This is a genomic window from Rahnella sp. PAMC25617, assembly GCF_050606005.1.
In the GTDB taxonomy this organism is placed as follows: domain Bacteria; phylum Pseudomonadota; class Gammaproteobacteria; order Enterobacterales; family Enterobacteriaceae; genus Rahnella; species Rahnella variigena.
In genome coordinates this window covers 1-1212 of sequence record NZ_JBOCUM010000030.1, presented here as the reverse complement: position 1 = coordinate 1212, position 1212 = coordinate 1, and the positions used below count along the sequence as shown (strand labels likewise).

Sequence of the window (1212 nt, the reverse complement as noted above, 5' to 3'; positions counted from 1 at the left end):
CCTCCCCCTGCGAAGGGGGAGCAGCTGTGTCGAATGTCAATCCGGCAGCCATTAATTTGCTGCCCATTCACGACCATCTCGCACCATCGCATTCAGGATTGTCACCAGTTTCCGGATGCATGCTGTTAGCGCAACTTTCTTTAACTTTCCACGAGCGATGAGACCGTCGTAAAACGTTTTGATTTCCTTATTATTCTTTTTTGCCACCAGCGCAGCCATATACAATGCAGCCCGCACCGCTGAACGCCCTCCCCAGATAGCTCGCTTCCCTTTGAGCTTTCCGCTGTCGTGTGAATAAGGGCACACACCCACCAGAGCACTAATTTTCCTCCGGCTCAGTGTTCCTAACTCAGGCAGAAGTGCTAATAACGTCGCCGTCGTTGTTGGGCCTACGCCTTTGACACTGCTCAGGATTTTTGCTTTTTCCTGCCACAGTGGCATCACACGCAACTGCCGTCCGATGTCATCATCGAGATCTTTTATCTGGCTGTTCAGCCACTCGATGTGATGATGAATGAGTTCCGCAACATCAAGATGGACACCATCAAGGCGGTTTTTTTCCATCGTCCGCATATCGATCAACTGACGCCGTCTTGTCACCATTTGCGCAAGCCGCTGGGTCTGCTCATCACTTGCTACTGTCAGCGGCGGCAACACGACTTGTGCAAAGCGACTCAGCACCATGGCATCAAGCTTGTCCGTTTTCGCGAGATTCCCGAGCGACAAGGAAAAATGCTTAACCTGCCGTGGGTTTACGACCGATATGGGATAGTTTTCCACGGATAAATTTGCGGCTAACACGCAATGATAACGACCAGTAGCCTCCATGACTATCTGTGCTACATCATAATTTTTAAGCAAATTAATGAAGTCGACATGGCCAGTTTGGTTATTAGTAAACTTCTGATAGAAATTGCCAACGTTAATAAAAACATCGAAGGTTTCTTTAGAAATATCGACGCCGACAAATGCTTTTTGAGACTGATTCATTATTTCCCGTCCTTGTAGATACGGGCTGGTGCAGGCACCGCCCAGGCAGCTGTTCGGGTTAAAAATGAGCTGACGTAACGCAGAGATGCTCCCCCACGGGCTTGATGTCCCAGAGGCCGGACTTGCTGCCACATCAGTTTAGAACTCGTTAAAATAATAGATGCTTGAAAGAGATTTCAATGATCAACGACGTAAATCGATCATTGAAATGAACATACAAGG

General features: G+C 48.2%; 1 protein-coding gene. It reads right to left on the bottom strand.

All coding sequences use genetic code 11. The features are described 5' to 3' along the window. Positions 1-51: 51 nt before the first annotated feature. Positions 52-990, bottom strand: coding sequence for an IS110 family transposase (locus ACM615_RS23705; RefSeq protein ID WP_431012610.1), 939 nt, complete (start codon positions 988-990; stop codon positions 52-54). Positions 991-1212 lie beyond the last annotated feature (222 nt).

Bases quoted from the DNA above. Each gene is read 5' to 3' on its own strand.
- ACM615_RS23705 (WP_431012610.1), bottom strand. From the start codon at position 990: ATGAATCAGTCTCAAAAAGCATTTGTCGGCGTCGATATTTCTAAAGAA.